The 24,884-nt window shown below is 70.6% G+C and carries 28 protein-coding genes and 1 pseudogene; 19 read left to right on the top strand and 10 right to left on the bottom strand.

The features are described 5' to 3' along the window. Positions 1–24 precede the first annotated feature (24 nt). The 5 genes from ACIQ7Q_RS17445 to ACIQ7Q_RS17425 all read right to left on the bottom strand — a co-directional run bounded on the left by ACIQ7Q_RS17445 (position 25) and on the right by ACIQ7Q_RS17425 (position 5,149). Positions 25–1,422 carry an ATP-binding protein gene (locus ACIQ7Q_RS17445; RefSeq protein ID WP_403862002.1) on the bottom strand — a complete coding sequence of 466 codons (1,398 nt, stop codon included), beginning with the start codon at positions 1,420–1,422 and terminating at the stop codon, positions 25–27. Further along, positions 1,419–2,135 (bottom strand): response regulator transcription factor, encoded by a 717-nt coding sequence (locus ACIQ7Q_RS17440; RefSeq protein ID WP_403861999.1) that lies wholly within the window; start codon positions 2,133–2,135, stop codon positions 1,419–1,421. Before ACIQ7Q_RS17440 ends, ACIQ7Q_RS17445 begins: the two co-directional genes overlap by 4 nt. Positions 2,136–2,155: 20 nt before the next feature. After that, positions 2,156–3,190, bottom strand: coding sequence for a S1C family serine protease (locus ACIQ7Q_RS17435; protein ID WP_403861996.1), 1,035 nt, complete (start codon positions 3,188–3,190; stop codon positions 2,156–2,158). Positions 3,191–3,320: 130 nt separating this feature from the next. Further along, a complete protein-coding gene (locus ACIQ7Q_RS17430) occupies positions 3,321–4,346 on the bottom strand; it encodes a LacI family DNA-binding transcriptional regulator (RefSeq protein ID WP_403861993.1) in 1,026 nt (341 codons plus the stop codon). Positions 4,347–4,369: 23 nt separating this feature from the next. Next, entirely contained in the window at positions 4,370–5,149 is a 780-nt protein-coding gene (locus ACIQ7Q_RS17425; RefSeq protein WP_403861990.1) for a response regulator transcription factor, read from the bottom strand. Positions 5,150–5,455: 306 nt separating this feature from the next. Here ACIQ7Q_RS17425 and ACIQ7Q_RS17420 point away from each other — a divergent pair. From ACIQ7Q_RS17420 to ACIQ7Q_RS17390, 7 genes and pseudogenes are all read left to right on the top strand, one after another. Beyond that, positions 5,456–6,235, top strand: a pseudogene (locus ACIQ7Q_RS17420) (alpha/beta hydrolase). Positions 6,236–6,280: 45 nt separating this feature from the next. After that, entirely contained in the window at positions 6,281–6,535 is a 255-nt protein-coding gene (locus ACIQ7Q_RS17415; protein WP_403861987.1) for a MoaD/ThiS family protein, read from the top strand. Positions 6,536–6,545: 10 nt separating this feature from the next. Next, positions 6,546–7,787, top strand: coding sequence for a hypothetical protein (locus tag ACIQ7Q_RS17410; RefSeq protein ID WP_403861984.1), 1,242 nt, complete (start codon positions 6,546–6,548; stop codon positions 7,785–7,787). A gap of 129 nt (positions 7,788–7,916) precedes the next feature. After that, complete coding sequence (locus tag ACIQ7Q_RS17405) at positions 7,917–8,609, top strand: DUF2993 domain-containing protein (RefSeq protein WP_403861981.1); 693 nt, start codon at positions 7,917–7,919, stop codon at positions 8,607–8,609. Positions 8,610–9,029: 420 nt separating this feature from the next. After that, the gene (locus tag ACIQ7Q_RS17400) at positions 9,030–9,869 is read left to right on the top strand and encodes a sulfurtransferase (protein WP_403861978.1); all 840 of its coding nucleotides are present in this window, start codon (positions 9,030–9,032) and stop codon (positions 9,867–9,869) included. A gap of 30 nt (positions 9,870–9,899) precedes the next feature. Further along, positions 9,900–10,187 (top strand): DUF1416 domain-containing protein, encoded by a 288-nt coding sequence (locus ACIQ7Q_RS17395; RefSeq protein ID WP_356631610.1) that lies wholly within the window; start codon positions 9,900–9,902, stop codon positions 10,185–10,187. Positions 10,188–10,319: 132 nt separating this feature from the next. Further along, positions 10,320–10,583 carry a DUF3099 domain-containing protein gene (locus tag ACIQ7Q_RS17390; RefSeq protein WP_403861974.1) on the top strand — a complete coding sequence of 88 codons (264 nt, stop codon included), beginning with the start codon at positions 10,320–10,322 and terminating at the stop codon, positions 10,581–10,583. A gap of 39 nt (positions 10,584–10,622) precedes the next feature. Here the strand turns inward: ACIQ7Q_RS17390 and ACIQ7Q_RS17385 are convergent, their stop codons facing one another. Beyond that, positions 10,623–10,985, bottom strand: coding sequence for a DsrE family protein (locus ACIQ7Q_RS17385; protein ID WP_403861971.1), 363 nt, complete (start codon positions 10,983–10,985; stop codon positions 10,623–10,625). A 104-nt stretch (positions 10,986–11,089) separates the two neighbouring features. On the opposite strand from ACIQ7Q_RS17385, the gene ACIQ7Q_RS17380 reads away from it, so the two are divergent. The 6 genes from ACIQ7Q_RS17380 to ACIQ7Q_RS17355 all read left to right on the top strand — a co-directional run bounded on the left by ACIQ7Q_RS17380 (position 11,090) and on the right by ACIQ7Q_RS17355 (position 16,119). After that, a complete protein-coding gene (locus tag ACIQ7Q_RS17380; RefSeq protein ID WP_403861968.1) occupies positions 11,090–11,944 on the top strand; it encodes a hypothetical protein in 855 nt (284 codons plus the stop codon). Beyond that, positions 11,941–12,810: a hypothetical protein gene (locus ACIQ7Q_RS17375; RefSeq protein ID WP_403861965.1), complete on the top strand. Its 870-nt coding sequence runs from the start codon at positions 11,941–11,943 to the stop codon at positions 12,808–12,810. Before ACIQ7Q_RS17380 ends, ACIQ7Q_RS17375 begins: the two co-directional genes overlap by 4 nt. Then, positions 12,807–13,814: a hypothetical protein gene (locus ACIQ7Q_RS17370; RefSeq protein ID WP_403861962.1), complete on the top strand. Its 1,008-nt coding sequence runs from the start codon at positions 12,807–12,809 to the stop codon at positions 13,812–13,814. The genes ACIQ7Q_RS17375 and ACIQ7Q_RS17370 overlap by 4 nt, the downstream gene beginning before the upstream one ends. Before the next feature lie 222 nt (positions 13,815–14,036). Next, positions 14,037–14,609, top strand: a complete 573-nt coding sequence (locus ACIQ7Q_RS17365) for an FABP family protein (protein WP_403861959.1) — start codon at positions 14,037–14,039, stop codon at positions 14,607–14,609. Between the two features lie 91 nt (positions 14,610–14,700). Then, complete coding sequence (locus ACIQ7Q_RS17360; RefSeq protein WP_403861956.1) at positions 14,701–15,138, top strand: Fur family transcriptional regulator; 438 nt, start codon at positions 14,701–14,703, stop codon at positions 15,136–15,138. Positions 15,139–15,147: 9 nt separating this feature from the next. After that, positions 15,148–16,119, top strand: coding sequence for a YgfZ/GcvT domain-containing protein (locus ACIQ7Q_RS17355; RefSeq protein ID WP_403861953.1), 972 nt, complete (start codon positions 15,148–15,150; stop codon positions 16,117–16,119). 83 nt (positions 16,120–16,202) lie between these two features. Here ACIQ7Q_RS17355 and dtd read toward each other — a convergent pair whose 3' ends face one another. Further along, a complete protein-coding gene (gene dtd / locus ACIQ7Q_RS17350; protein ID WP_403861950.1) occupies positions 16,203–16,640 on the bottom strand; it encodes a D-aminoacyl-tRNA deacylase in 438 nt (145 codons plus the stop codon). A 167-nt stretch (positions 16,641–16,807) separates the two neighbouring features. On the opposite strand from dtd, the gene ACIQ7Q_RS17345 reads away from it, so the two are divergent. From ACIQ7Q_RS17345 to ACIQ7Q_RS17335, 3 genes are all read left to right on the top strand, one after another. Beyond that, entirely contained in the window at positions 16,808–17,431 is a 624-nt protein-coding gene (locus tag ACIQ7Q_RS17345; protein ID WP_403861947.1) for an AmfC protein, read from the top strand. Positions 17,432–17,474: 43 nt separating this feature from the next. Next, positions 17,475–18,446 carry an asparaginase gene (locus ACIQ7Q_RS17340; RefSeq protein WP_403861944.1) on the top strand — a complete coding sequence of 324 codons (972 nt, stop codon included), beginning with the start codon at positions 17,475–17,477 and terminating at the stop codon, positions 18,444–18,446. A 76-nt stretch (positions 18,447–18,522) separates the two neighbouring features. Beyond that, complete coding sequence (locus tag ACIQ7Q_RS17335; protein WP_403861941.1) at positions 18,523–19,767, top strand: GNAT family N-acetyltransferase; 1,245 nt, start codon at positions 18,523–18,525, stop codon at positions 19,765–19,767. 69 nt (positions 19,768–19,836) lie between these two features. Here ACIQ7Q_RS17335 and ACIQ7Q_RS17330 read toward each other — a convergent pair whose 3' ends face one another. Then, positions 19,837–20,025: a hypothetical protein gene (locus tag ACIQ7Q_RS17330; protein ID WP_403861938.1), complete on the bottom strand. Its 189-nt coding sequence runs from the start codon at positions 20,023–20,025 to the stop codon at positions 19,837–19,839. A gap of 280 nt (positions 20,026–20,305) precedes the next feature. Here ACIQ7Q_RS17330 and ACIQ7Q_RS17325 point away from each other — a divergent pair, with 280 nt between their 5' ends. The 3 genes from ACIQ7Q_RS17325 (at position 20,306) to ACIQ7Q_RS17315 (ending at position 23,086) form a co-directional block, all read left to right on the top strand. Beyond that, positions 20,306–21,205 carry a winged helix-turn-helix domain-containing protein gene (locus ACIQ7Q_RS17325; RefSeq protein WP_403861935.1) on the top strand — a complete coding sequence of 300 codons (900 nt, stop codon included), beginning with the start codon at positions 20,306–20,308 and terminating at the stop codon, positions 21,203–21,205. Then, a complete protein-coding gene (locus ACIQ7Q_RS17320) occupies positions 21,202–21,921 on the top strand; it encodes an HAD family hydrolase (RefSeq protein ID WP_403861932.1) in 720 nt (239 codons plus the stop codon). The genes ACIQ7Q_RS17325 and ACIQ7Q_RS17320 overlap by 4 nt, the downstream gene beginning before the upstream one ends. Before the next feature lie 85 nt (positions 21,922–22,006). Next, complete coding sequence (locus ACIQ7Q_RS17315; RefSeq protein ID WP_403861930.1) at positions 22,007–23,086, top strand: aminoglycoside phosphotransferase family protein; 1,080 nt, start codon at positions 22,007–22,009, stop codon at positions 23,084–23,086. A gap of 14 nt (positions 23,087–23,100) precedes the next feature. Here the strand turns inward: ACIQ7Q_RS17315 and ACIQ7Q_RS17310 are convergent, their stop codons facing one another. Both ACIQ7Q_RS17310 and ACIQ7Q_RS17305 read right to left on the bottom strand, forming a co-directional pair. Further along, positions 23,101–23,874, bottom strand: coding sequence for an ABC transporter permease (locus ACIQ7Q_RS17310; protein WP_403861927.1), 774 nt, complete (start codon positions 23,872–23,874; stop codon positions 23,101–23,103). Further along, entirely contained in the window at positions 23,867–24,841 is a 975-nt protein-coding gene (locus tag ACIQ7Q_RS17305) for an ATP-binding cassette domain-containing protein (RefSeq protein ID WP_403861924.1), read from the bottom strand. The genes ACIQ7Q_RS17310 and ACIQ7Q_RS17305 overlap by 8 nt, the downstream gene beginning before the upstream one ends. Positions 24,842–24,884: the final 43 nt, after the last annotated feature.

The raw sequence follows: 24,884 nt of genomic DNA, 5'->3' as shown, positions 1-24,884 counted from the left end.
GCCGGTGGTGGTGTCGCGGCGCAGTCAGGTCGTCGGCGGCGGGGTCCCCGCGCCGGGCAGCCGGATCACCGCGCGGGTCCCTCCGTCCGGCGCCGGAGCCAGCACGATGCTGCCGCCCGCCTGCTGGACCGTACGGGCCACGATCGACAGCCCGAGGCCCGAGCCCGGCAGCGACCGGGCAGAGGGCGAACGCCAGAAACGCTCGAAGACGTGCGGCAGGTCCTCCGACGGGATACCCGGTCCGTGGTCCCTGATGGTCAGCTCGCCGTCCCGCAGGCCCACTTCGATCCCGCCGCCCGGCGGGGAGAACTTGACCGCGTTGTCCAGGACGTTGACCAGTGCCCGCTCGAGGGCAGCCTCGTCACCGCGCACGTACCAGGGCGCGAGATCCGTGGCGAACTCCAGCTCGGGCCCGCGCAGCCGGGCCCGGTCCAGCGCGCTCCGCACGATCTCGTGGAGCGCCACCACCTGCACCCGGGTTCCGGCGGCGGCGTCCGGGCGGGACAGTTCCTGCAGATCGCCGATGAGTGCGGCCAGCTCCGTCATCTGCGCCTTCACGGAGGCGAGCAGCGCCGTGCGGTCGTCCGGTGGGATCGCCCGGCCGGTCTCCTCGCTCCGGGCGAGCAGCTCGATGTTCGTACGCAACGAGGTCAGCGGGGTGCGCAGCTCGTGCCCCGCGTCGGCGATCAGTTGCTGCTGGAGGTCGCGCGAGGAGGCCAGCGCGGCGGTCATCGCGTTGAACGAGCGCGACAGCCGGGCGATCTCGTCCTCTCCGTCGACCGGGATGCGCACGCTCAGATCCTCGGTGCGGGCCACATGCTCGACCGCGCCGGTCAGTTCGTCGACCGGCCGCAGACCGGCGCGGGCGACCCAGGCCCCGGCCGCGCCCGCACCGAGCACACCGGCGCCGGCGACCAGGGCGAGCACCAGCGTCAGATCGCCGAGGGTGTCGTCGACCTCGCTGAGGGGGCGGGCGACGATCACCGCACCCGCGTAGCCCTCGATCGGATACGTGAAGACGCGGTACTCGTCGCCGTTGGAGGCGGTCGCGTTGTGGAAGGAGGACTCCGACCGGCCGTCGGCGACCTCGAGGTCGGCGTCCGTGATCTCGACCGACTCCTCGCCGAGGACGACGCAGCTGTTCCCCTCGCGGTCCAGCAACTGGATCGTCGACTTGAAGGGGTTCGTGTCCGGCCCGACGGGTGTCGCCCTGCGGCACTGGCCGGACGGGTCGACGAAGACGAGCGCCTGCCGCGGCGCCATCCGGTTGGAGCTCAAGGCGTTGTCCAGCGAGTCGACCAGCGCGCTGCGCACCACCAGCCAGCACACGCTCGCCGCCGCCGCGACGGCGATCGCCACCGCCGTCGCCACCAGCAGCGCCAGCCGGGAGCGCAGGGGCAGGGCGCGGAACCTGTTCGTCACTCGGCGCCGCCGGTGCGCAACGCGTACCCGACGCCGCGCACCGTGTGGACCAGACGCGGCTCGCCGGCCGCCTCCGTCTTGCGCCGCAGGTACATGACGTACACATCGAGGGAGTTGGAGCTCGGCTCGAAGTCGAAGCCCCAGACGGACTTGAGGATCTGCTCCCGGGTGAGCACCTGCCGGGGGTGCGCCAGGAACAGCTCCAGCAGCGTGAACTCGGTGCGGGTCAGCTCGACACGGCGGGTGCCGCGGGTGACCTCTCGGGTCGCTGGATCCATCCGCAGGTCGGCGAAGGACAGGACGTCGTCGTCGTCGGCCCCCGCGCCGGCCCCGGTCGCGTACGAGCTGCGCCGCAGCAGCGCGCGGACACGGGCGAACAACTCGTCGAGCTCGAACGGCTTCACGAGGTAGTCGTCCGCGCCCGCGTCGAGCCCGGTGACGCGGTCGCCGACGGTGTCGCGAGCCGTGAGCATCAGAATCGGCACCCGGGATCCGGCGGCCCGCAGCCGGCGGGCGGCGGTCAGGCCGTCCATCCGGGGCATCTGGATGTCGAGCACGATCAGGTCGGGCGCGTACGCCTCCGCCCGGGCGAGGGCGTCGACACCGTCGACGGCGACCTCGGTGCCGTACCCCTCGAACGCGAGGGAACGCCGGAGCGCCTCGCGCACGGCGGGCTCGTCGTCGACGATCAGGATGCGCTCGCCTTCAGTCATGGACCCAGCCTCGCACGCGATCAGTTGCCGTCGCCCGAACGCAGGCCGTCCAGGTCCGCCTTCACGGTGTCGATGGGGATCGCGAAGCCGAGGCCGACGCTGCCCGCGGTGGAGCCGGTGGCCGAACTGGGCGAGTACATCGCCGAGTTGATGCCGATGATCTCGCCGTTCATGTTGATCAGCGCGCCGCCGGAGTTGCCCGGGTTGAGGGAGGCGTCGGTCTGGATGGCCTTGTAGGTGGTGGTCGAGTCGCCGGTGTCGCCGTTGAACTGCTCTCCGCCGAACTCGAAGGGCCAGTTCTCCCGGGGATCCGGCTGCTGCCGGCGGCCCTCGTCCTTGGCCACGGTGACGCCCCTGTCCAGGGCGGACACGATGCCGCTGGTCACCGTGCCGGTCAGGCCCTCCGGTGAGCCGATCGCGACGACCTCGTCGCCGACCTTGACCTCGCTCGAGTCGCCGAGCGCGGCGGCCTTCAGTCCGGACGCGCCCTTGAGCTTGATGAGGGCGAGATCCTTGTCGGGGTCGGTGCCGAGGACGTCCGCCTCGTAGGTCTTCCCGTCGCTGAGCCGGACCTTGATCACCGAAGCGCCGGAGATGACGTGGTTGTTGGTGACGATCTCGCCGTCCGACGTGATGATCACGCCGGAGCCGGTGGACTGGCCGGCGTCGGACGTGGCGCTGATCTCGACGATGCTCGGCGACACGGCCTGCGCGACGCCGGCGACGGTGCCCTTGCTGCTCTGCGAGACGTTGGTGCCGGCGACCGTGCCGGAGCCGCCGCTGCCCGCGTCACCGGTGAGCTCCCCGACGAGCGCGGAGGCGCCGCCCCCGATGGCCGCGGCGACGATGGCGACGGCGGCGATCAACGCGACGGGCCGCTTGGCCCTCGTTTTCGGCTGGGGGGCGGGGTGGTGGGCCGGGGGCGGCGGGTAGCCGCCGCCTGCGAGCGGGGCGCCGTACGGCTGCTGGAGGTGCTGGTCGCCGTACGGCTGGGGGTACTGGGGGTACTGGTGGCGATCGTCGGTGTCGTTGCCGCTGCGGTAGTGGTCCGTCATGGAAACGACTGTCGGCGACGTAGATGAGAGCAGTCTGAGGCGGCTCTGAGAAGCCCGGCAGAACCGTGTATGCCCCATATAAGCGTGAGGGCCCTGAGGGGCTCAGCCTCCTGGATTCGGGGCGGTATCGCTACTCTCCGCAGCCGCACGAGCGGCGGACCACCAGCCCCGAGGGGAACAGCTTCACCCGCTCACGCCGCGACCCCATCACCCGCAGGCCGTCGTCCAGGACCAGATCCACCGCCGCCCTGGCCATCGCCGGACGGTCCGAGGAGATCGTTGTCAGCGGCGGGTCCGTCAGTGCCGCTTCCTTCACGTCGTCGAAGCCCGCCACCGCCAGCTCGCCCGGCACGTCTATCCGCAGTTCACGCGCCGCCCGCAGCACACCGAACGCCTGGTCGTCCGTGGAACAGAAGATCGCCGGCGGACGGTCCGGTCCGGCCAGCAGCTTCAGGGCGACCTGATACGCGTCGTAGCGGTTGTACGGCGCCTGGAAGAGACGGCCCTCGGTCGACCGGCCGGATTCGAGCATGGCCCGGCGCCAGCCCTCGACGTGGTCCGCCACCGGGTCGCCGACGGCGGGCGTCGACTCGACGCCGCCGAGGCAGGCGACGTACTCGTGCCCGTGCTCCAGCAGGTGCCGCGTGGCGAGCTGCGCGCCGCCGATGTCGTCGGTGACGACGGCGACGTCGTCGATCGCCTCTGGGCGCTCGTGGAGCAGTACGACCCGCGCGTCCCACGCCTCGATCTCCGCCGCGGCCCGCTCGCTGGGCCCCTGGCTGACCAGGATCAGGCCTGAGACCCGCATTCCGAGGAAGGCCCGCAGATAGTGGACCTCGCGCTCGTCGCGGTAGTCGGAATTCCCGACAAGGACCATTTTCCCGCGCTCGGCCGCGGCCTGTTCGACCGCGTGTGCCATTTCAGCGAAGAACGGCTGCCGGGCGTCCGGAACGATCATTCCTATGAGGTCGGTGCGCCGGGACGCCATCGCCTGGGCGACCCGGTCGGGCCGGTACCCCAGCTCCTTGATCGCTGCGAGTACCCGCTCGCGCGTGGCCGGTGCGACCGGCCGGGGTCCGTTGTTGATGACGTAGCTGACGACCGCGGTCGACGTCCCCGCCAGTCTTGCCACATCGTCCCGCGTCACCTTGGCCACGCGCGAAGTCTACGCGGGGTGACCTACCTCTGGGCAGGCCGTACGGCGGCTTCCTCCACCTCGGAGGTGTCCTCCGGACGGACGACGGCATCGGATGCCTTCGCCTTGGCCTCCTCGGCCGCGCGTTCGACTTTCTCCGGCGCGACGAAGCGGTAGCCGACGTTCCGCACGGTTCCGATGAGCGACTCGTGCTCGGGGCCGAGCTTGGCGCGCAGTCGCCGTACATGGACGTCGACCGTGCGGGTGCCGCCGAAGTAGTCGTAGCCCCAGACCTCCTGCAGCAGCTGGGCCCGGGTGAAGACCCGTCCGGGGTGCTGTGCGAGGTACTTGAGCAGCTCGAACTCCTTGAAGGTCAGGTCCAGGACCCGGCCCTTGAGCTTGGCGCTGTACGTCGCCTCGTCCACCGACAGATCGCCGTTGCGGATCTCCATCGGGGAGTCGTCGACGGTGATCTGCTGGCGACCCGTCGCGAGCCGCAGCCGTGCCTCGACCTCGGCCGGTCCGGCCGTGTCGAGCAGGACGTCGTCGATGCCCCAGTCCGCGGTCACGGCCGCGAGGCCGCCCTCGGTCACCACCAGGATCAGCGGGCAGCCGGGGCCCGTGGACCGCAGCAACTGGCACAGCGACCGCACCTGCGGCAGATCGCGGCGGCCGTCGACAAGAATCACGTCGGCACCGGGGGTGTCGACCAGGGCAGGGCCCTCGGCAGGCGCCACCCGTACGTTGTGCAGAAGCAGGCCGAGGGCGGGAAGCACCTCCGTCGACGGCTGAAGCGCATTGGTCAGCAACAGCAGTGAGCTCATCGTGTCCCACCTGCCCTGATCGTCCTGCGTTCGTCGTTCGTGGTTCGCTCGTCCATGACGTCGGTTCCTCCTCGGTCCCTGCGAGGACGTGCACTGCTTCGTACAACAGCTCTCTCGCGCCTCGAGAGCCTTGTGAGCAATTGTTCACCAGCCCGTAACACCGGCCGGAAAACACAAAAGGACCCGGGGGCTGCTTTGCCCGGATCCTCTGTCAGCAGAATAGCCCACATGAGATCCGGGGGAGAGGGCCGATTTCACACTGTGGACGTATCCAAGATCACGTCCGGTCCCCGGCGTGCCATTCTCATGACATCCGACGGTGTCCGGATCGAGGCCCTTTTCGAGCCGTCCGCGGCCGGTCCCGCCGACACGGCGATCGTCGTCGCGCACGGTTTCACCGGCCCTCGACCGGCCCGCCGTGCACCGTGCCGAGCGGACGTTCCCGCAGTACGCGGACGTGATGACGTTCTCGTTCCGCGGGCACGGCCGCTCCCGAGGGCGCTCGACCGGTCGGCGACCGCGAGGTGCTGGACACTGGCCGCCGCCGTGGAGTGGGTCCGCTCTCTCCGCACACGAAGGTGATGACGGTCGGCTTCTGGGGAGCTCCCACGCCGAAGGCTGTGGGGGAGGACGGCTCCGTGGTGCTGCGACACGCGGCGCTGTACGGGAAGCGGATGCACGAGGGGGCGTACGGAGGCACGTACGGACGCAGTGGTCGCCGTGAGCGCCCCCGCCCGCTGGTACGACCGCGGTACGGCGCCGATGGGGCGGCTGCACTGGGTCGTCACCCGGCCGACGGGCCGGCTCGTCGGCCGCTACGGATTCCGTACCCGCATCCACCACCAGGACTGGGACCCGATCCCTTTCTCCCCCGTGGACTCCGTGCCTCTGATCGCGCCGACACCGCTGCTGACCGTGCACGGTGACCGCGACCCCTGCCTCCCGCTCGACCACCCCCGCATCCTGTCCGCGGCGGCTCCCGAGGGAGCGGCCCAGCTGTGGGTGGAGCCGGGCATGGGACACGCGGAGAACGCCGCGGACGAGGCGCTGCTGCGGCGCCTGGGGGACTGGCTCACCGGCCGATAGCCCATCATGGTGAGCGGCGCGCACATGAACGAGAGGAGTGCCGCTATGGCAGCGGGAACCATCCGCTACTGGGCCGCGGCCAAGGCGGCCGCCCAGGTGGCCGAGGAGCCGTACGCGGCGGACACGCTCGCGGAGGCGCTCGACGCCGTGCGCGAGCGGCACCCGGGGCAGCTGACCCGGGTGCTGCAGCGGTGTTCGTTCCTCGTCGACGGCGACCCCGTCGGCACCCGCGCACATGAGACCGTACGGCTGGCCGAGGGCGGCACGGTCGAGGTGCTCCCGCCGTTCGCAGGAGGGTGAACCGCACAGCATGAGCAGCGATCAGCAGTATCCGCAGTATCCGTCCGGGCAGCAGCAGCCGTACCCGTCTTACGAGGACATGTACGGCCAGCAGCCGCATCAGGGCGCCGGTGAAACGCAGACCTGGCAGGGCGAGACCTGGGACACGCAGTACCAGCCGGTCGTGCGGCCGGCGCAGCCCGCGCCGGAAGGGGCGACGGCCTACGGCAACGTCGTGCCGCCCGCGGCAGACACCGCATACCACCCCGTAACACCGGTCGGCGGCGGGCCGCTGCCGCCGGAGGCTCGTACGCCCGGCGCCCCGTACGGTCACGCCGACGCGTACGCCCCCGGCGCGGCTCCCGACCCGGATCACGCGCACACGGCTGCGTACGCCCACTCCGAGGAGCAGGCGCATGCGGCATACGGACCGGCGGCCGCGCAGACGGCCGCCGCGTCCGAACCGGCGGCCGACGCCACCGGCTACAGCACGCCCAGCATCGGCGGCAACGCCCGGATCACCGACGCGCAGCGCGCCCGCGCGGAGGGCCGTTCGCCGATCATCGCGCCCGGGATGCAGCCCGCCGGACTGACCGCAGTGCTGGCACTGCTGCTCGTCGGCGGCGCGGCACTCGGCCCGTACGCGCTGCTCGTACCGCTCGTGCTGCTCCAGGCCGTGACGGCGGCCGGCTGGTTCCGGCTCAACGGCATGTGGCCGGCCCGGCAGGGCATCGCGCTCGCCTTTCTGGGCGGCGTGGCCGCCGACACAGCGCTGCTCGCCTCCGGGGAGGGGAACGCGGCCGCCGCGATCGTCGGCACGCTCGGTGTGTGGGTGCTCCTCACGCTCGTCCTCCAGCTGCGCAGTCAAGCGGGCCCCGACGAGAGGATGCAGGGCCTGATGGCGACCGTCGCCTCGGCGGCCCTGGCGATCCTCGCGACCGGCCATCTCGCCGCCGCGGGCGACGCGGTGGTCGTCGGCGCCGTCGCCGTCGCCGTGGCCACGCTCGCCCGTGCGCTGCCGCTTCCGGGACCGGCCTCCGTCGTCCTGTCCCTGCTGGCCGCGGCCGGTGCCGGCATCGCGGTGGGCGGGCTCACCGACCTGGGCGCCGAGGGCGCGCTGCTCGGCCTCGCGGCGGGCGGATGCGCGCTGATCGGCCTGCGGGTCGCCTCCTACGACTACCCCTCCCGCTTCGTCCACATGACGGCGGGTGTGGCGCTGCCCCTGACGGCGGCGGCTCCTGCCGTCCATCTGATCGGCCGCGCGCTCGCATAGCCCCACCCCCTCGCGGGCAGGTGCGGAACCATCACAGGCCGCCGGACGTCGATCATTGCGCAGGCGTCGTCCGGACGGATTCGGGCTCAACGGGCGTCCGTGCCAGACAGGGTGGGGGACACCGAACACATGCGTGCACTGCGAATACTGACCGTCATCGTCGTCGTCCTCGGCGCCCTGTTCGTCGCTGTGGACCGGATCGCCGTCAACATGGCCGAGTCGGAGGCGGCTGAGCGCATCAAGGTCCAGGAGGGGACGGCCGATTCGACGGACGTGTCCATCAAGGGCTTCCCGTTCCTGACGCAGGCGATGGACAAGACGTTCGACGAGGTCACGATCAGCCTCACCGGCATAGAGACGCGGGCGGCGGGCCGCCCGGTGCGGATCGAGGAGATGACCGCGGACCTGTTCGACGTCCGCGTGTCCGACGGGTACTCGAGCGCTACGGCTGCCCGCGCCGAGGGCACCGCCCGGATCTCGTACGCGGACCTCACCGAGGCGGCCGACGACGGTGTGAGCGTCGCGTACGGCCAGAACGGCAAGGTCAAGGTGACCGGGTCCGTGACGCTTCCGGTGTTCGGCAAGATCACGCGCAGCGTCGTCTCGACCGTGAGCATCGTCGACGGCGACACGATCCGGGTGCGGGCCGACAAGGTGCCCGGCGAGGGCATTCCGGGGCTCGAGGGCGAGGTCCGCCAGAAGACCGACTTCGACCGGAAACTGGGCGGGCTCCCGGAGGGGCTCGAGCTCACGAAGGTCGAGGCCGGTCCCGACGGCGTCGTGATCACGGTCACCGGCAAGGACGTCCGGCTGGCGGGCTGACCCACGGGGGCGGTTCGGCCGAATGGTGAGACGACTGTGTCCGCTGGGCAGAAAGGCTTGTGGCCCAGGTCACGCCGACCGTCTGCGTCGCGCCACTCGCATCCTTGCTGTTTCGCATAGTGGACGATCGCGTCTCACCATGCGACACGCCGGTGACACGGCGCCCGACTCGTCCCTACGATCGGTCCATGAAGCAGCGACAGGCGGATCTCACGAAGCGGCGGGCAGTAGACCTGTGCCGCGTCGCCGCCATGCTCTGTCGCTCCATCTGAGCGGGAGCCCTGCCCCGTATCCCCTGGCCCTTCGACCTCTTGTCAGGGCCGCCCCGTGCTGATCGACGCGACTTCCGCGTACCCGCACACCTCTCGCGCACAACCCCTCGCGCACCACCGCCGCACACTGCCCCGGAGGAGAACCACCATGAGCCGCAGCGACGTCCTGGTAGACGCCGACTGGGTCGAGGCCCACATCGACGACCCGAAGGTCGTCATCGTCGAGGTCGACGAGGACACCTCGGCCTACGACAAGAACCACATCACGAACGCGATCCGCATCGACTGGACCAAGGACCTCCAGGACCCGGTCCGCCGTGACTTCATCGACCAGGAGGGCTTCGAGAAGCTCCTGTCGGCGAAGGGAATCGCGAACGACTCCACCGTCGTCCTCTACGGCGGCAACAACAACTGGTTCGCCTCCTACGCCTTCTGGTACTTCAAGCTCTACGGCCACAGCGACGTCCGCCTCCTCGACGGCGGCCGCAAGAAGTGGGAGCTCGACTCCCGCGACCTGGTCGCCGAGGTGCCGGTCCGTGAGGCGACCGAGTACAAGGCCAAGCCGCAGGACAAATCCATCCGCGCCTTCCGCGACGACGTCGTCGCCGCGATCGGCGGCCAGAACCTGGTCGACGTGCGTTCGCCCGACGAGTTCAGCGGCAAGCTGCTCGCCCCGGCGCACCTCCCGCAGGAGCAGTCGCAGCGCCCCGGCCACGTGCCCAGCGCCCGCAACATCCCGTGGTCGAAGAACGCCAACGACGACGGCACGTTCAAGTCCGACGAGGAGCTCAAGGCCCTCTACGAGGACGAGCAGGTCGACCTGTCGAAGGACACCATCGCCTACTGCCGCATCGGCGAGCGCTCCGCGCTGACGTGGTTCGTGCTGCACGAGCTCCTCGGCCAGGAGAACGTCAAGAACTACGACGGCTCGTGGACCGAGTACGGCTCCCTCGTCGGCGTGCCGATCGAGCTCGGCGCCAACAAGTAACCCGACCGACCTTCTGCAAGGAGAAACAGCATGTGTGGAGCGCAGGTCGGTGGCCCCGACGCCTCGACGATCAAGCCCGGTGAGACCACCATCCAGGGCCAGGTGACCCGTGACGGCGAGCCGGTGACGGGCTACGTCCGTCTGCTGGACTCGACCGGGGAGTTCACCGCCGAGGTCCCGACCTCGGCGACCGGACAGTTCCGCTTCTACGCGGCCGAGGGCACGTGGACCCTGCGTGCGCTCGTCCCCGGCGCCACGGCGGACCGCACGGTCGTCGCACAGACGGGTGGCCTCTCCGAGGTGGCCATCGCCGTCTGATTCATTGACCGGCCGAAGGGCCGCACCTCCTGGGGGTTGGACGCTTACCGGGAACGAGGTGCGGCCCTTCGGTCGTGCCCGGGTGCGGTCGTGCGCTTCGGACGTGTCCGGGCGCGGTCGTACGCTGGAGGCATGTACGCCCGGCGCCGTCACGCCTACTTCCTGCTGATGGGCGGCTGTCTCGTCCTCTTTGTTTCCGCCTGGGCCGTGGTGCGGCTCTGGTCGGTTCCGGTGGCCGTGGGCATGTGCGTGGTCGCCATGGTCATCCCCCCGATCGCGGCGATGGTGGCGAACCGGCGCGGGCCGGACGACCGCTGGTGGGACGACCCTTCCGGCGACCCGAAGTCCGACGAGTGGTGGGACGAACTCGACGGCAAGCGCCGGCCGCGGCAGTAGGCGCGGGGCCGCGTCGGTGGACGAGGTCAGGGGGCGAAGTCAGTAGACGAGCGCCTGCACGTCCTCCGGCATGATCTCGCTGACGAACACCTGCGCGCCCGCGATCCGTACACCTTCGAGGGTGTCCTTCTCCGTGATGTCGCGACGTGCCGCGCACTGCGTGCACAGGGTGATGAGCCCGTTCGCCTGGATGGTCTCGATCAGGTCGGGCAGCGGCGCCGCGTGCGGCAGTTCGAACTCGGCCGCCCGTCCCGGCAGCGCGAACCACGCGGACTCGCCGGTCAGCCAGAGCGAGACCGCCACACCGCTGGCCGCCGCGACGGCCGCGACCGTGAAGGCCTGGGAGCAGCGCTCGGGTGCGTCGGCACCGGCAGTCACCTTGATCACGAGCTTCTTCGCCATATGCCGAACTGTAATGCGCGGCCCTACAACCCGGATCACCCACTGTGAGTCAGCTGTGTGCGCGGATACGGAATTCGCGCCTCAGGTCTCGTGGGGGGACCCCTTTGGAAAGTCAGGACAGGCAGGACAGCCCGGACGGGCGGGACGGGCGGGACGCTGAGGCGGCGCAGGCCGACGCCTTGGGAACGCCACCGGACGCGACCGCGCAGCCGACGCCGCCGGTGGCCGTGCGCCGTCCGGTGCGGTGGGGGCGGGGTGCACTGATCGTCGCCGTGGCCGCCGTGCTCGGATGCGTAGGCGGTATCGGCGTCGGTTACGGCGTACAGGCCGAACGGGAGCCCACGCCGCTCGGCCCGCTGGCGCAGCAGGGGCTCGGGTACCCGGACAAGCCGCTCCCGGCCGGCCAGGAGCCCGAGCCGCTCTCCGCCGTGGAGGACCGGCAGGTCAAAACCGACGGCGATCTCCGCAAGCTCCTGGTACCCAGGCCGGACGGTGCGCGAAAGAGCGACCGCGTGCTGCTGGAGGAAGGCTGGGTGAGCCTCGCGTCCTACGCCCTCTACTTCGAGAGCGAGGACTACATGTTCGAGACGCTCGTGGCGGCCGACGTCCGCCGCATCGCGGCGACCGCCTGGGAGCAGGGGCAGTACAAGCGCACGAACATCCACCTCGTGCAGTTCCACTCGGCCGCCGGCGCCAGTGAGCACGCCGTGGGGCAGCACAGTTACATGCCGCAGGACGAGGACGGCGCAGGGAACGAGGGCGACCCGCTCAAGGGCAGCGGCAACGGCCGCTACTACGTCTACGACGTCGAGCGGAAGGCGGGCTACCTGCCGCTCTACCGGGCCAGGGCCGTCGTCCAGCGCGGGACGGTCATGGCCGACATCAACATCTTCGACACCAAGCCGATCGGCAAGACGGCCATCCGCACTCTCGCCGAGCGACAGCTGGAGCGCCTGTGAACGACGACCTGACCGCCGCCAGGCCTCCGGTTCCGGCCGAGCCCCCGGCCCTGCCGCCCGTCGTCCCGGACGACCAGCCGGTCTCCGCGCCGCCGCAGGCGGCACCTCGCGGCCGCCGGATCATCGGTGTCGTACTGCCCGCCGTCCTCGTCCTCGGGGCCGTCGGCGGAGGGCTGGCCTACACCAAGGTCACCGTCGACAACGCTGACCGCACCTCGCCGACCGTCGTGTACGTGGAGCCGGAGCCCCACGAGACCCCGGCCAAGGATCCAGCGGGGAACGTCGGCCGGGGCCGCGCCTCGACGCCGCTGAGCAAGCTGCTGCTGCCGGTACCCGAGGGCTACCGCCTGGGGCCGGACATCGAGTCGCACGGCAATGACGCCGAGCTGAGCGGCAAAGAGGCCGCCGCGCTGATGAAGGAGGACGGCCGCGGTCTGTCCGGCAAGGAGCGCCGCGAGTTCGAGAAGCGCGTCGACAAGCTGGGTGTCGGGGGCATCGCCGTGCGTTCCTTCGCCACGAACTCGAGCGACCTCGTCGTGGAGATCGAGATCACGCGGATGAACGACAAGAAGTACATCCACGACGCGTACGAGCTCCAGACGGAGCTGCTGGGTGGTCTTCTCGACCTGCCCAAGGGCCCGAAGATCACGGGCCACAAGCGGTCCGCGTGCTTCCTCATGCCCCAGGAGAGGGACCTGAAGGACAAGGAGAAGACGAAGCTCGACGGAATGGTCTGTACGGCCTACGAGTCCGAATTCCTGGTGAGCGTCCGCGGCTTCGGCATAGAACCGTTCGAGAAGGCCCAGGTGGCAGAGCTGGTGAAGGACCAGCTCGACCACATTTCGTCCCCGGGGGAGTACATATGACCGAGCCGACGACCCTCCCCGGCCCGGAAGCCGAGCCGGCGCCCGAGCCGGAGTCCGCGGCCGAGCCCGAGCCTGCGCCTGCTTCCGAGCCTGCGCCCGCGCCAGCTTCCGAGCCCGCGCCTGCTTCCGAGCCCGCGCCTGCTTCCGAGCCCGCGCCTGCTTCCGAGCCCGCGCCTGCGCCTGCGTCCGCACTCGAGCCCGCGCCGGCGGCGGCCGCTGCCCAGCCGACCGGGGGCGCCGCACCCAAGCCGCCCCGCCGCGTCCTTCGGGCCGTCGCCCGCTGGGCCGTCGCCGTCCTGGTGCTCGGAGGAGTGGGGGCCGGAACCGCGTACGGCATCACTTCCATGGAGCGTACGGACGTCCCCGGCCTCGCGACGGAGCACGACGGCCGCTGGGACTACCCGAAGCTGTCCCTCCCGGCACTCCCCAAAGGCACCCCGCGGCCCTTCACGGACGGCAATCGCGGCGAGATCCACCACGCCGACCTGCGCAAACTGCTGCTGCCCGCGCCCAAGGGCGCGACGCCCGACAAGAAGCTGAACGGCGGCTGGGTGAGCGAGGACCGGTTCGTCGAGGAGTACGACAAGGAGAGCCACGCCGAGCTGCGGCAGGCGCTGGCCGACTACGCCGTACGGCATGTCGCGGCCCGCGGCTGGACCATGCCCGACGGCACCCGCACCCACGTCTACCTGCTCCGGTTCGACTCGGCCGACTCGGCGGAGACGTTCAAGGACCGCGTGCTCGACGTGGGCCTGCGCGCCGGCCGGTCCCTGGCGGGCAAGCCGGAGGTCCAGTTCGACGACCGGTGGAACAACTCGGGCGACGTGCCGGACACGGCGGCGTACGTCTACAAGGAGCAGAAGCCGTACGGGGCCGAGCAGACCCGCGGGGCGTATCTCGCGGCCGGTGACACGCTCGCCCTGATCGTGCAGAGCCGCAAGGGCGAGGCGGCCCAGGTCCCGTTCCACCAGACGGTGATCCTGCAGAACCAGTTGCTCGGCTGACGCGGGACCTCACAGAACGGGCCGGACCCGGGCCCACTAAGCTGGGGTCCGGCCCGCTATTGCCTTCACGCTCATTCGAGGAGCACCCCGTGATCGTTTTCTTCGAAGCTCTGCTGGTTCTGGTCTGCGTCGGCGTCCTCGCCTTCGCCGGTCTGACCGTGAAGAAGCTGTACCAGGGTCAGCGATAGTCCCCCATATCACTACAGATCGACAGAGCTGCTCATGATCGAGATCCCGTCCGACCTGAATCCGGACCTCGTCCCCCTCGCGTTCCTCCTCGGTACGTGGGAAGGCGCGGGCGTCTCCGACTTCCCCGGCGCCGAGAAGTGCAACTTCGGCCAGTCCGTGACCTTCAGCCACGACGGCCGGGACTTCGTCGAGTACGTCTCGCACTCCTGGGTGCTCGACGCCGAGGGCAACAAGGTCAAGCCGCTGGAGAGCGAGAGCGGCTACTGGCGCATCGACAAGGACCGCAAGGTCGAGGTCGTCATGGCCCGCGACCAGGGCATCGTCGAGATCTGGCACGGCGAGCTCGCCGACCAGAAGCCCCAGATCGACCTGGTCACCGACGCTGTCGCGCGCACCGCGGCCTCCGGCCCGTACACCGGCGGCAAGCGTCTCTACGGCTACGTCAAGAGCGACCTGATGTGGGTGGGCGAGAAGGCCACCCCCGACGTGCCGCTCCGGCCGTACATGTCGGCGCACCTGAAGAAGGTCGTCACCCCGGAGCAGGTCGAGTCCTGGGCCAAGGACCTGGGTGACCTGCCGGACGACGGGATCGCCTTCTTCAAGTAGGCCGTCTCCTTCGAGCATGCCCTCTCCCTTCACGTGGGCCGCTTCCGAACGGTCCGTCGGGGCCGGGGGCGCGGCTGCCTACACTGGGGGCGTGGTGAGCACCGACTGGAAGAGTGATCTGCGGCAGCGGGGTTACCGGCTGACACCGCAGCGCCAGCTTGTCCTCGAAGCCGTCGACACCCTCGAGCACGCCACCCCGGACGACATCCTCGTCGAGGTGCGCAAGACCGCGTCGGGGGTGAACATCTCCACCGTCTACCGGACGCTGGAGTTGCTCGAGGAGTTGGGACTGGTCTCCCACGCCCATCTCGGGCACGGCGCACCGACCTACCATCTGGCCGACCGGCACCACCATCTCCACCTGGTGTGCCGGGACTGCACGGACGTGATCGAGGCGGACGTCACGATCGCCGCCGACTTCACCGCGAATCTGCGCGACACTTTCGGCTTCGAGACCGACATGAAGCACTTCGCGATCTTCGGCCGCTGCCGGGACTGCACAGTGAAGGCAGCGGAAGCCGAGTCGTAGGCTGGGGCCATGTCATCGACCAGCCCTCTGTTGTCCCTGCCCGGCGCGGTCCCCGCCGAGGGGCGTGACGAAGGAGTCGCCGCGCACTACGGCGACCTGTTCCGCGAGCAGCGTGCCCTCGCCGACGGCAAGGGATTCGTCGACCTCTCGAACCGCGGCGTCGTCACCGTGACCGGCGAGGAACGGCTTGTCTGGCTGCATCTGCTGCTCACCCAGCATGTGAGCGACCTCCCCGCCGGCCAGGCCACGGAGGCGCTGATCCTCTCCGCCAACGGCCACATCGAGCACGCCCTGTATCTCGTCGACGACGGTAAGACGGTCTGGGCGCACGTCGAGCCGGGCACGCGCGAGGCGCTGGTCGGCTATCTCGAGTCGATGAAGTTCTTCTACAGGGCCGAAGTCGCCGACCGCACCGACGAGTTCGCGGTCGTCCATCTGCCGGCCGGGTCCATCGCGGAGGTGCCGGAGGGCGTCGTCGTACGGGAGACGGCGCACGGCCGGGACCTGTTCCTGCCGCGGTCCGACCTCGAGTCGTACGCGGAGAAGGCCGGTCCGGCCGTGGGCATCCTCGCGTACGAGGCGCTGCGGGTGGAGAACAGGCGTCCGCGGCTGGGCTTCGAGACCGACCACCGCACCATCCCGCACGAGCTGGGCTGGATCGGCAGCGCGGTCCACCTCCAGAAGGGCTGCTACCGCGGCCAGGAGACCGTCGCCCGTGTCCACAACCTGGGGAAGCCGCCGCGCCGTCTCGTCTTCCTCCACCTGGACGGCAGCGAGGTGCACCTGCCGCCGCCCGGAACACCGGTGCGGCTCGCGTCCGACGGGGACGAGGGCCGTCAGCTGGGCTTCGTCACGACGTCCGCCCGCCACTACGAGCTGGGTCCGATCGCACTCGCGCTGGTGAAGCGCAATGTGCCGGTGGACGCCGAGCTGCTGGCGGGCTCGACTCCGGCCGCCCAGGAGACGATCGTCGAGCCGTAGGGCCGCGAGCGAAAGGGCCCGGACCTCGGCCCCGGCGGGCTCGAGGTCCTGGTCCCCGGCTCAGATCTCGATCAGCACGGTGATCAGATCTCGATCAGCACGGTGAACGGGCCGTTGTTCGTGAGCGAGACGCTCATCCGCGCTCCGAACCGGCCCGTCTCCACATTCGCGCCGAGTGCCCGCAGCTGCGCCACCACCTCGTCCACGAGCGGCTCGGCCACCGGGCCGGGCGCCGCCGCGTTCCAGGTGGGGCGGCGGCCCTTGCGGGCGTCCCCGTAGAGGGTGAACTGCGAGATCACCAGCAGGGGCGCGCCCACGTCCGAGCAGGACTTCTCGTCCTCGAGCATACGAACCGACCATAGTTTCCTGGCCAGTTGGGCCGCTTTCTCCGTGGTGTCCTCGTGGGTCACCCCCACCAGCACACACAGCCCTTCCCCGACGATCTCGCCGACGGTCTCCGGTCCCGATTCACCGGGCACCACGACGCTCGCGCCGTCCACCCTCTGCACCACTGCACGCATACAGGCCAACCTATCGGGGCCGTCCGCACCGCCATTCAGGGCCGAACGGGTGCAGAGCGCCTGCGACGGGACGTATCGGAGTGGCACCATGCACCAAGGCGGTGCAACCCCTCGGCCCTCCGGGCCTGGGGAGGCCCATGCACCGGTCGAGGGGACGGACTACGCAGATGAGCACTTCTGGCGCCGGGCAGTCGCTCGGTCCCGTACCGATCCAGCAGCAGCGACCCGTTCCGGCGAACCGGCCACCGCGGCAGCGCAGCGGCGCCGAGTTGCCGGAGCACCCGGAGCACGACCTCGGCGCGCTGCGCCTGCCCGAGCTGCGCACGCTCCGCCGCGACTCCCAGCGCGACGAGGCCGATCTCAGCTATGTGCGGCGGCTCGTCCAGGGCCGCATCGACATCCTCCGCGCCGAGCTGGCCCGCCGTACGACCCCCGGCACGCCGGTCGCGGACGAACCGACGGTCGACCGGCAGCTCGTCGACCGGCTGTCGGAGATCCTCGCCGACGCGCCCTCCCGGCGGGGCTCCTCCGCCCGCCACGTCACGCTCTCCACGCCACACGGCGAGGAGTACCGGCGGCTCGCCTCCGACATGCTCGACGAGGTGGAGCTGTCCGACCTCGACGCCCGCACGGACGAGGAGCTCCACGCGGCGATGGGACGGCTGCTCGGCTATGAGCAGCAGGTCTCGCACCGCCGCCGGCTGCTCCAGCGGACCGCCGACGATTGCAGCGCGGAGATCGCCCGCAGGTACCGTGAAGGCGAAGCACAAGTAGACGACCTGCTCACGTGAAGCGATCCTTCCGGCGCGGGTCCCCTGCCCCGGAAGGCCGCCCATGTCCGCCTCGTCCTCCTCCAGCACCCCCGCGATACCCCCGGTTCTCGCGGAGGTCGTCCGCTCCGGTTTTGTGGAGGGCCGCCACCGGGGCTCGCTCGTCGTCCTGGCGGCGGACGGCAGTGTGGAGCTGGCGCTCGGCGACCCGTCCCTGCCCGTGTTCCCCCGCTCCTCCAACAAGCCCATGCAGGCCGCGGCAGTGCTGCGTGCCGGGCTCGACCTGGACGGGGAGCGCCTCGCGCTGGCCGCGGCCAGCCACTCCGGCGAGAGCTTCCACCTCGATCTTGTGCGCAAGATGCTCGCCGAGCACCGGCTTTCCGCGGACGAGCTGCAGACCCCGCCCGACCTGCCGCTGGACCCGGCCGAGGCGGAGACGTACCTGGCGTCGGGGCACGTACGCGACAAGGTCGCCATGAACTGCTCGGGCAAGCACGCCGCGATGCTCGCCGCCTGCGCTGCCAACGGCTGGGACCGCGCGAGCTACCTCGACCCGGCGCACCCGCTGCAGCAGCTGGTCCACACGGTGGTCGAGGAGGCGGCCGGCGAAGCGGTGACGGCCGTCGGCACGGACGGCTGCGGCGCGCCGCTCATGGCGATCAGCCTGACCGGCCTGGCCCGCGCCTTCCGGCACTTCGTGCTCGCCGCCCCCGGCTCGGCGGAGCGCCGTGTCGCCGACGCGATGCGCGCGCACCCCGAGTACGTGGCCGGTATGCGCCGCCCCGACACCTGGCTGATGCGCGGGGTGCCAGGTGTGCTCTCCAAGATGGGCGCGGAGGCGGTGCAGGCGGTGGCGCTGGCGGACGGCAGGGCGCTCGCCTTCAAGGTCGAGGACGGGGCGACGCGGGCGCTGGGGCCGGTGCTGGCGCGGACGCTGCGGCTGATGGGCGTCGAGGCGCCCGAGCTGGACCGGATCGGAAGCATGCCGCTGCTCGGTGGGGGCGTCGAGGTGGGATCGATCCGGGCGGCGTTCTGACGCTCCCCGGGGCCGATGGGCGGGGCCGGGAGAAATCCGGGTGCGGGGCCTGGGCGGGTGCGCCTAGCGTGTCGCCATGACCGTCGAAACGCGCCTGATCGCCGAGTCCGAGTACCCCGACTGGCTGAGGGCACTGGCCACCGGTTTCCTCCGGCCGCCGGTGATCACGGACGAGGAGGCCGCCGAGCGCCGGGCCGGTACGGATCTGGGCCGGGTCAGGGGCGCGTTCGACGAGGGCCGGTGCGTGGCGACGCTCCGGTCCTTCGCCCAGCAGCTCACCACGGTGGGCGGAGCCCGGCTCGCCGCGAGCGCCGTCTCGAACGTCACCGTCTCCCCGACCCACCGTCGGCGCGGCCTGCTCAGCCGGATGATGGACGCCGAGCTGTCCGAGGCCAAGGAGCGCGGCGAGACGGTCTCGACGCTGATCGCCGCCGAGTACCCGATCTACGGCCGGTACGGCTACGGCCCGGCCACCACGACCACCCAGTGGTCCGTCGACGTCCCCCGTGCCGGTCTGGACCCGCGCTGGTCGGGCCCCGACGACGGCGGCCGGATCGACCTGGTCGACGGCATGGACGTCCGCAAGCTCGGCCCGGAGCTCCACGGGCGGCTCGAGGCCGCGCAGCACGGCCTGGTCGACCGGGACGAGCGCTGGTGGCACCAGGCCACGGGCCTGACGCGGCTCGCCTCGCACCCGTGGACGGAGCCGTTCCACGCCGTCTACCGCTTGGCGGACGGCACGGTCGAGGGGCTGCTGACGTACGCCGCGGACGACGAGTGGGGAGACGCCAAGCAACCCCTCAACACGGCCACCGTGCGTGATCTGATCGCCTTCACCCCGGCCGCCGAGCGCGCGCTGTGGCGTTTCGTCTGCTCGATCGACTGGATCACCACGGTCCGCTCCGGCTACCGCGCCGCCGACGATCTGCTGCCCCACCTCCTGCCCGACCCGCGCGCGGCGCGCGTCCTCACGCACGCGGACTTCCTGTGGCTGCGTCTCCTCGACGTGCCGCGTGCGCTCGAGGCCCGCACCTACCCGACGTCGGCCACGCTCGTTCTCGAGGTCCCCGACGCGGCCGGCCTGGCCGGCGGCCGCTTCCGCCTGGACGCCTCCCCGGACGGCGCGACCTGCACGCCCTCCGCCGAGTCCCCGGACCTCACCCTGGGTGTCGGTGAGCTGGCCACGCTCTACCTGGGGGACGAGTCCGCGACGCGCCTGTCGGCCCTCGGCCGAATGGACGAGCACCACGCCGGGGCGGCGGTACGCGCGGACGGCCTCTTCCGTACGGGGCGGCGGCCCTGGTGCCCGGACGTGTTCTGAGGGCGCCCTGGACCGGGCCTTTGCGGGCACGGCCCAGGGTGTGGTCAAACGATGCAGGCCAGTGAGAGGTCACTGGCCCGGCTGGGTCAGCAGCAGGACAAGAATGATGGAGCCGATGGCGGTGCAGGTCGCGCTCCTGGCCTTCACCCCGATGGTCAGCATGGCCAGACCCACCACGCCCATGGCGCCGAACTGCCACTGGACGAGCTGCTCGAAGCCGAGGGCGAAGGTTGCGAGTACAAGGGCGAGCAAGGGCATGGGGGTCCCCTCCTTCAAACGGCGGGGAGCGCCCCCTGCCCGCACGCCGTTGTAACCGGCCAGGGCGCCCCGTGGATGGTCGCTCGAGCAGTCAAGTACCGGACAAATAAGGCCGGTTGACCTAGCATTTGTCTTCCCGCTGGATGTATGCCGGTAAACTTGTATGACTATTGTCTGGGGCGGTTGACTGGAAATTGCCCGGTCTTGCCGAAGTGGGCCGGTCCTGGCTGATTCGACAAGGCAATTACGCCTGGCCTCGCCCTAGTTGTACGGTGTAGCGGTGCCAACACGCGGACAAGCAGGTGACGACGGCAGGAAGTACGAGTACGTCGCGGAGCAGTTGAGGACCCGCATCCGGAACGGCGCGTACGGAGTCGGCAAGCTGCTGCCCACACAACGGGAGTTGGTGGACGACTTCGACGTGTCACGCGCGACGGTCACCACCGCTCTGCGGCTCCTGCGGGACGAGGGTCTGATCGAGTCCCGCCAGGGCAGTGGCGCCCGCGTGCTACCTGCTCGGACGGGCTCCGCCGGCGCCTCGGCGCCGGGCCTGCCCGCGATCGCACGTCCGGCGCTGGAGACGCTCCACCCCCACCTTCAAGCCGCTTTCGAGGCCGAGCACATCACTATGGATGTGTTCTCCCTGACGTCGGAGACGATGAATCGGCACCTGGGGGCGCAGATCACCCGAATCCACGACGGCGAAATCCAGCCACAGAGCATCTCGCTGCGCCTGATGCTTCCCGACCCGAAGATCAGGCTGGCGTTCCCCACGTCCCTGGACGATCCCGAGGACGAGCGGCCGCGCCAGCGACACCGTGACACGTTGATCCAGTGTTCCCGGTCGTTGCGGAACGAGTTGCGTAGTCTCAAGCGACAGCGGCTCGTCGCGGAGGTGTCGGTGCGGATCAGGACCGTGCCCCTGACGCCGACCGACAAGATGTACCTGCTGAACAAGGACCTGCTGCTCGAGGGCTACTACACCCTGGAGGGCACGGATCCGGATCAGGTCGAGGGCGAGGAGCAGGAGGGCACAACCCTCAACTCGCTCGGACTCGGCGCCACGCTTTTTCCGTACTCCAAGCCTGACCAGGCACTGAAGGTGGAGACAGCGCAGTCCTTCTTCGACTCCTATTGGGACCTGCTGGCCCAGGATGCGGACTTCGTCAACCAACCGTGACCACAGAAACCTCCACCTCCACCCCGCCATGGGGTCTGCTGTCCAGTGCGTCCCTCGTCGTGTGGGACTTCGACGGCCCCGTGTGCGATCTGTTCGCCGGCAACGCAGCCTCGGCCATCGCCGAGAGGCTGTGCGCGCTGGTAGGAGCGGACGCCTGCGCCACAGCCGGAATCACCGGTGAGCGCGACCCGCTGGAAGTGCTGCGGCGGGTGGACGCCACCCATCAGTGCCATGCCCCCGACGTGATCAGGGCCGTACGCAAACGGCTGGACGAGGAAGAGACAGAGGCGGCGGAGACAGCCACCCCGACCCCGGGCGCGCGGGAGGCCATGGTCCGGCTCAGGCGTGGTGGCGCGCGGATGGCCATCGTCTCCAACAACTGCGAGGCGGCCGTGCGCGCCTATCTCGACCGACATGAGCTCTCCGGGTTCTTCACCGCCGGGCTCGTCGGCCGGCCCGAGGATCCGTCCTTGATGAAACCGCACCCCGACGGGCTGCTCCGGGTGCTCCGAGCGAGCCGGACGCGGGCCGCGGACGCCGTGATGATCGGTGACTCGCGGGCCGACGCGCGAGCGGCGCGTGTGGCAGGTGTCCACTTCGTCGGAGTGCACGCCGATCCGGGCAGATGGCAGGACACGGAGCCGGGCGACGTGGTGCACGCCGTCCCCGACATCGAGGCACTGCTCCCCGACTTTGTTGCATCGCAAGGGGTTTGAGGCTCCGGCTGCACTTGGGTATGAAGTCGATCGGCGGTAGGTGACGACCCGTCCGTGACTTCGGCCTCGAGAGCGCAGGAGCCGCATGCCCGATGTAGCGCGCAGCGACTCCGGCCGTGTCGTGGACAGTTGGGAGTCGCTGTACCGGACGGCAGCCGAGGGCACCCCGCTCACCGGCTACTACCACCGCAACTACTGCGCGCGGCTTCCTCCCGCGCTGGCTCGGTCCGTCGCCTTGCCGTCCGGCGCGATCGTGAAGCTGAGGGCCCCGATCACGGACGCCGTCCAGCTCAATCTGCGGATATGGCCGGAGGATGAGGTGCTGGGCGCCATCAAGGGCCGGGTGGCGGACGCTCCCCGGGTGCTCGCCGACCGGCCCGGCTTCACCGTTCATTCCTTCGCCGCGGGGCGGACGCTGGCGGACCTGGTGGGAGACAGCGGTGCGGTGGGCGGTGCGTACATCGAGTCCCTGGGAGAACTGTTCCGGCAGATGGCCGCGGTGCCCCCCGCGCTGCTCCCGGCGTGCCCGGACGACTGGCCACGCGACGGCGACTGCGCCGGCTTTCTGCGCACCCTTGTCGATTTCACCGAGACCGAGGTGAAAAGGCGGCACGGCAAGGACCACAAGGCCCTGTTCTCGGCGCTCCAGGTGCCCGACGACGCCTTCGCACGGCTGCTGGAACGCGCCGGCTCGCTCGGGGAGCGTCCGTTCGTGCTCCTGCACACGGACATCCATCGCGGCAATCTCATCGTCGGTCCCGACGGGCGGCTGTCACTGATCGACTGGGAGCTCGCACTCTTCGGCGACCCGGTGTACGAGATCGCCTCGCATCTCTCCCGTATGAGGTACGCGAAGCCGGCAGAGCGACGGGCGGTGGGCGGGATCTGGCGGGCGGCACTGCGTCACAGCCACCCCGCGGCGCTGGCGGGCCACCGCAGGGCGCTGAGGATCTACCTGGACTTCGAGCGGCTGCAGTCGGTGCACATCGATGTGATCAGGCTGGCGCTCGGCTTCGCGACCTGCCCGGACCCGGCCGGTCGTGAGCAATGCGTCGCCGGCATCGAGGCCGTACTGCGGGCGGCGCGCAGGCCGCTCGGTATGCGTCGTGTGCCGAGCCGGCGGCGGATAGCGCAGGCGCTGGCACACGCCGCTCCCGCCGCCTAGGGCTCTCCGCCACTTCATGACGTCCGCGCCTTGAACAGCATTCCCGACACCCCCACCGCCAAGGCCAGGATCCCGCCGCACCAAGCCAGGGCCAACCATGGTGCCGAGCCGACCGGTTGGGCGTGGAGGAGGCCGCGGAGGGACTCGATGAGCGGGGTCACGGGCTGGTGGTCGGCGAAGCCGTGGAGCCAGGTCGGCATCGTGTGGATGGGGACGAATGCGCTGCTCGGGTAGGGCAGGAACATCATGAAGAAGGTGAAGCCCGCCGCCGCCTCCGGCGTTTTCGCGAGCAGGCCGACCGCCGCCGAGAGCCAGGACAGGGCCACCAGGAACACGATCAGGATGCCCGCGGCGGCGAGCCAGCCCATCGGGGTGGCCGAGGGACGGAAACCGATCAGTATGCCGACGGCGAGGACGAGTGCGGTCGAGAAGAGATTGCGCACGGTGCTGGCCACCACATGGCCGGCGAGGATCGACGTGCCGCCGACGTCGAGGGAGCGGAAGCGGTCGATGATGCCGCCCTTCATGTCCTCGCTGACGCGCACCGCCGTGCCGGAAGAGCCGAACGCGGCGCACAGGACGAGGATGCCGGGCGCGACGTAGTTGACGTACTGCGTACCGGTGTTGATGGCGCCGCCGAAGAAGTAGACGAAGACGAGCATCAGCATGAGCGGCAGCACCATCGAGGTGATGACCGCGTCGACGTCCCTGCGGCTGAGGCGGATGCAGCGGCCGGTCATGGTCAGGGCCGGGGTCAGCAGGCCGGTGGTGCCGGGTGCTTCAGACATGGGCGGGCTCCTCTTCGGTGAGGGCGCCGGGCCGGGTGAGGGACAGGAACACGTCGTCGAGCGTCGTCGTGTGCAGCGAGAAGCGGGTCACGTCGCTCCGGGCCGGGTCGATCTCGTCGAGGAGGGCCCGCACCTCGGCCGCTGTGCCGCTGGTCGGCAGGCCGAGCGTCAGGGTTTCGGGGGAGCGGTGCACGGCACGCGGCTCGTGCCGCCGGTACGCCGCCGAGTCGGTGAAGACCAGGTCCAGGCGATGGCCGCCGACCCGGGCCTTCAGCTCTGCGGCGGTGCCTTCGGCGATCACGCGGCCGCCGTCCATGACGGCGATGCGGTCGGCCAGCCGGTCGGCCTCCTCCAGGTACTGGGTGGTGAGGAAGACGGTGGTGCCCCGGTCGGAGAGGTCGCGCACCACCTGCCAGAGCTCCTGTCGGCTGCGCGGGTCGAGGCCGGTCGTCGGCTCGTCCAGGAAGACGATGCCGGGGTCGCCGACGAGCCCGGCGGCGAGGTCGAGTCGGCGGCGCATGCCTCCCGAGTAGGTCGCCGCGAGGCGGTGGGCGGCGCCGGTGAGGTCGAAGCGTTCCAGCAGCTCGGCGGCCCGGCGGCGGGCCGCGGTGCGGGACCGGCCGCTGAGGCGGGCCATCATGCGGAGGTTCTCCTCGCCGGTCTGCTTCTCGTCCACCGCCGCGAACTGGCCGGTGAGGCTGATGGCCCGCCGTACGCGGCTCCGCTCGTTCATCACGTCGTGGCCGGCCACGCGGGCGCGCCCCGCGTCCGGCGTGGTGAGCGTGGCGAGGATCCGCACGGTTGTCGTCTTGCCGGCGCCGTTGGGCCCGAGCAGGGAGAAGACGGTGCCCTGTTCGACCTGGAGGTCGACGCCGTCGAGCACCGTCAGTTTCCCGTACGCCTTGCGCAGCCCTGTGGCCTCGATGGCCGGCCCAAAGGTGGTGGCCGGTGGTCGGTCTGTGCTCATCTCTGCGAACCCCCTTCGTCGCATGCGCCTGCGCACGCTTCGG

The sequence above is a fragment of the Streptomyces sp. NPDC096176 genome, assembly GCF_044763255.1.
In the GTDB taxonomy this organism is placed as follows: Bacteria; Actinomycetota; Actinomycetes; order Streptomycetales; family Streptomycetaceae; genus Streptomyces.
This window is presented reverse-complemented; position numbering and strand designations above follow the sequence as displayed.

What these genes read in the sequence shown, in the direction of transcription:
- ACIQ7Q_RS17440 (WP_403861999.1), bottom strand. Translation starts at nt 2,135, where the DNA reads ATGACTGAAGGCGAGCGCATCCTGATCGTCGACGACGAGCCCGCCGTG.
- ACIQ7Q_RS17435 (WP_403861996.1), bottom strand. Translation starts at nt 3,190, where the DNA reads ATGACGGACCACTACCGCAGCGGCAACGACACCGACGATCGCCACCAG.
- ACIQ7Q_RS17425 (WP_403861990.1), bottom strand. Translation starts at nt 5,149, where the DNA reads ATGAGCTCACTGCTGTTGCTGACCAATGCGCTTCAGCCGTCGACGGAG.
- ACIQ7Q_RS17415 (WP_403861987.1), top strand. Translation starts at nt 6,281, where the DNA reads ATGGCAGCGGGAACCATCCGCTACTGGGCCGCGGCCAAGGCGGCCGCC.
- ACIQ7Q_RS17410 (WP_403861984.1), top strand. Translation starts at nt 6,546, where the DNA reads ATGAGCAGCGATCAGCAGTATCCGCAGTATCCGTCCGGGCAGCAGCAG.
- ACIQ7Q_RS17405 (WP_403861981.1), top strand. Translation starts at nt 7,917, where the DNA reads ATGCGTGCACTGCGAATACTGACCGTCATCGTCGTCGTCCTCGGCGCC.
- ACIQ7Q_RS17400 (WP_403861978.1), top strand. Translation starts at nt 9,030, where the DNA reads ATGAGCCGCAGCGACGTCCTGGTAGACGCCGACTGGGTCGAGGCCCAC.
- ACIQ7Q_RS17395 (WP_356631610.1), top strand. Translation starts at nt 9,900, where the DNA reads ATGTGTGGAGCGCAGGTCGGTGGCCCCGACGCCTCGACGATCAAGCCC.
- ACIQ7Q_RS17390 (WP_403861974.1), top strand. Translation starts at nt 10,320, where the DNA reads ATGTACGCCCGGCGCCGTCACGCCTACTTCCTGCTGATGGGCGGCTGT.
- ACIQ7Q_RS17385 (WP_403861971.1), bottom strand. Translation starts at nt 10,985, where the DNA reads ATGGCGAAGAAGCTCGTGATCAAGGTGACTGCCGGTGCCGACGCACCC.
- ACIQ7Q_RS17370 (WP_403861962.1), top strand. Translation starts at nt 12,807, where the DNA reads ATGACCGAGCCGACGACCCTCCCCGGCCCGGAAGCCGAGCCGGCGCCC.
- ACIQ7Q_RS17365 (WP_403861959.1), top strand. Translation starts at nt 14,037, where the DNA reads ATGATCGAGATCCCGTCCGACCTGAATCCGGACCTCGTCCCCCTCGCG.
- ACIQ7Q_RS17355 (WP_403861953.1), top strand. Translation starts at nt 15,148, where the DNA reads ATGTCATCGACCAGCCCTCTGTTGTCCCTGCCCGGCGCGGTCCCCGCC.
- dtd (WP_403861950.1), bottom strand. Translation starts at nt 16,640, where the DNA reads ATGCGTGCAGTGGTGCAGAGGGTGGACGGCGCGAGCGTCGTGGTGCCC.
- ACIQ7Q_RS17345 (WP_403861947.1), top strand. Translation starts at nt 16,808, where the DNA reads ATGAGCACTTCTGGCGCCGGGCAGTCGCTCGGTCCCGTACCGATCCAG.
- ACIQ7Q_RS17340 (WP_403861944.1), top strand. Translation starts at nt 17,475, where the DNA reads ATGTCCGCCTCGTCCTCCTCCAGCACCCCCGCGATACCCCCGGTTCTC.
- ACIQ7Q_RS17335 (WP_403861941.1), top strand. Translation starts at nt 18,523, where the DNA reads ATGACCGTCGAAACGCGCCTGATCGCCGAGTCCGAGTACCCCGACTGG.
- ACIQ7Q_RS17330 (WP_403861938.1), bottom strand. Translation starts at nt 20,025, where the DNA reads ATGCCCTTGCTCGCCCTTGTACTCGCAACCTTCGCCCTCGGCTTCGAG.
- ACIQ7Q_RS17315 (WP_403861930.1), top strand. Translation starts at nt 22,007, where the DNA reads ATGCCCGATGTAGCGCGCAGCGACTCCGGCCGTGTCGTGGACAGTTGG.
- ACIQ7Q_RS17310 (WP_403861927.1), bottom strand. Translation starts at nt 23,874, where the DNA reads ATGTCTGAAGCACCCGGCACCACCGGCCTGCTGACCCCGGCCCTGACC.
- ACIQ7Q_RS17305 (WP_403861924.1), bottom strand. Translation starts at nt 24,841, where the DNA reads ATGAGCACAGACCGACCACCGGCCACCACCTTTGGGCCGGCCATCGAG.